General features: G+C 47.7%; 3 protein-coding genes. 1 reads left to right on the top strand and 2 read right to left on the bottom strand.

Annotation, left to right across the window (positions count from 1 at the left end):
- Both BIY29_RS19755 and BIY29_RS19750 read right to left on the bottom strand, forming a co-directional pair.
- A partial coding sequence (locus BIY29_RS19755) for an IS3 family transposase (protein ID WP_147437193.1) occupies window positions 1-396 on the bottom strand: 396 nt, incomplete at its 3' end.
- 89 nt (window positions 397-485) lie between these two features.
- Complete coding sequence (locus BIY29_RS19750) at window positions 486-794, bottom strand: transposase (RefSeq protein ID WP_170158916.1); 309 nt, start codon at window positions 792-794, stop codon at window positions 486-488.
- Between the two features lie 448 nt (window positions 795-1242).
- On the opposite strand from BIY29_RS19750, the gene BIY29_RS19735 reads away from it, so the two are divergent.
- Window positions 1243-2351, top strand: a protein-coding gene (locus tag BIY29_RS19735; RefSeq protein ID WP_121576702.1) for an IS3 family transposase whose coding sequence is annotated in 2 segments (ribosomal slippage) — window positions 1243-1495 and window positions 1495-2351 — 1110 coding nt in all. Because the reading frame shifts where the segments join, the coding sequence is not laid out codon by codon here.
- The last annotated feature ends 24 nt before the right edge of the window (window positions 2352-2375 follow it).

Here is a 2375-nt window from a genome sequence, read left to right as displayed (position 1 = left end):
AGTCAGAGCGCTGTCAGGTTTATCTGAGAAGGCCCAACTGACTATTTTTCTTGAACATAAGTCCATGACGATAGCCAGATATAACCATCCCTGAGCGGTGCGCAAGTAGGTAATATCACCCGACCACCAGGTATTCAATGCCTCTGGATTAAACTGCCGATTCAATAGATTAGCGGCCACTACAGCGGGTTTCCCACCGCGTGGATAGCGATGACGCCCAGGGTGTTTAGCCACCAGCTTCAGTGCTTTCATTATCTGGCGAACTCGGTATCTGCCTACTTTAAAACCTTGTTCCCGTAACTCAATGCACATGCGCCGACTGCCATATGTGGCATCCATTTCAGCATGAACATGATTAGCTGCCGCGTGCAATATAAGAACATCCGGTTTGATCATCGGCTGATGGCTCCGGGCATAAAACACGCTGCGCGTGAGCGATAAGCAGCGGCATACCTGTTGGATATTTGCTCCCGCCTTCTTCAACTTCACCGCGACTTTTTGTCGTTGTTCATTTCCATGGCAAAGAAGGCTGAAGCCTTTTTTAACAGGTCATTGTCGCTTTGCAACTGCCGCACCTGCTTTTCAAGTTCCTGTATCCGCCGTTGTTCCGGTGTTATCGCACTGGCTAGTGGTGTATCCCCGCGTATCTCTCCACGATACTGCCGTAACCAGCGCTGGAGGGTTGAAAGGCCAATATTCATTGTTTCAGCAGCCCGGAGCACCGGGTAGTTGTGCTGGATAACCAGATTGACGCATTCCTGTTTGAATTCATGGGTAAACGTTTTTCTTCGCATTTTCACCTCGTTAGTGTTGCTCATTATACCTCTAACAAAGTGTCCAGAATGATTAGACCATTACAGATCCGATAGGGCTGCTTGGAGGTATCCGGCCTCAATCGTATGTCACGAATCCTTTAGAGCTTTGCGATCCTCTAGGATTAGCGAAAAACGATGCATCCAGAAAGACAGCAGCGGAACTGACAGATGAAGAATTTGTGCAGCGAGTTGGAGATAAGGCCGAAAGGTGGGGCGTCAGAAATGGGCATGGCCCAGCCGGGTCAGGGCCTGTTCAGGGAAGTAAGAAACATTCATATGCTGATAAATTAATGCGTCGATATCAAAAAATGACGGGACAAAAAACGCATCTTGAAACGGAAACTTCTTACTTATGTAGTCCCCCCTGAATTTAGTCTTACCGTTTAATAGAGTTCTCTGGTTAAAATACAACCAGAGGAGGCTCATTATGAAGAAAGCGCGTTTCACTGAAACTCAGATCCTGCGGGTTTTGAAAGAAGTTGAAGGTGGTCGGCATGTGAAGGATGTGTGCCGCGAAAACGGTGTGTCGGAAGCCAGCTATTACAACTGGAAATCTAAATACGGAGGCATGGAGTCCTCTGATATCAAACGCATGAAAGAGTTGGAAGAGGAAAATCGCCGATTAAAGCAAATGTACGCATCCCTCAGCTTAGATCATGAAATTCTTAAGGATGTTGTGTCAAAAAAACTTTAACGGTGCCTGAGAAGCGTGAGCTGGTGCGTTACGTTATGAAGGAACATCAGGCCAGTGAACGACGCGGGTGCCGGATTATCGGTATCAGTCGAAGTCTGTTGCATTATTGCCCGAACACGGCACGGGATCTGCCTGTAGTCGAGGCGCTACAAAAACTGGCACATCAGTATCCGGCCTATGGTTTTGGATTGATGTTCAATAAGTTACGACAGGCAGGGTTACTGTGGAATGCAAAGCGGGTTTACCGGATCTATCGATTGTTAAAACTCAACCTTCGGCGCAAAGGGAAAAAACGCTTACCTAACAGGCATCCACAGCCGTTGGTTATTCCGCATAAAATGAACCACTGTTGGTCAGTTGATTTTATGAGTGATGCCTTGAGCGACGGGCGGCGCTTCAGGTTATTTAATGTCGTTGATGACTTTAATCGGGAAGCGCTGGCCATCGAAGTTGATTTGAATATACCGGCTCATCGTGTTGTGCGCATTCTGGAACGATTAAGCACAGAACGAGGCTACCCGGCTTTTATACGAAGTGATAATGGGCCAGAGCTCACCGCCGCAGCCTTAGCCGAATGGGCAGAACGCCACGGTGTGATACTCGATTTTATTCAGCCCGGAAAGCCGATGCAGAACGGATTTATTGAGCGATTTAATAAAACACTACGAACAGAAATACTTGACATGTATCTGTTCAGAACACTGTCAGAAGTCCGTGTGCTAACAGAAGACTGGCGCGCAGAATACAACGAAGAACGTCCGCATAGCTCACTGGGTGATATGCCACCCGTTATCTATGCGCGGCAAAAACTGGCCGGAGATCCTCATTGGCGGTGGTACTAAAAATCGGAGGGACTACACTTAGGC

The sequence above is a fragment of the Brenneria alni genome, from assembly GCF_003666245.1.
Taxonomy (GTDB): domain Bacteria; phylum Pseudomonadota; class Gammaproteobacteria; order Enterobacterales; family Enterobacteriaceae; genus Brenneria; species Brenneria alni.
This window is presented reverse-complemented; position numbering and strand designations above follow the sequence as displayed.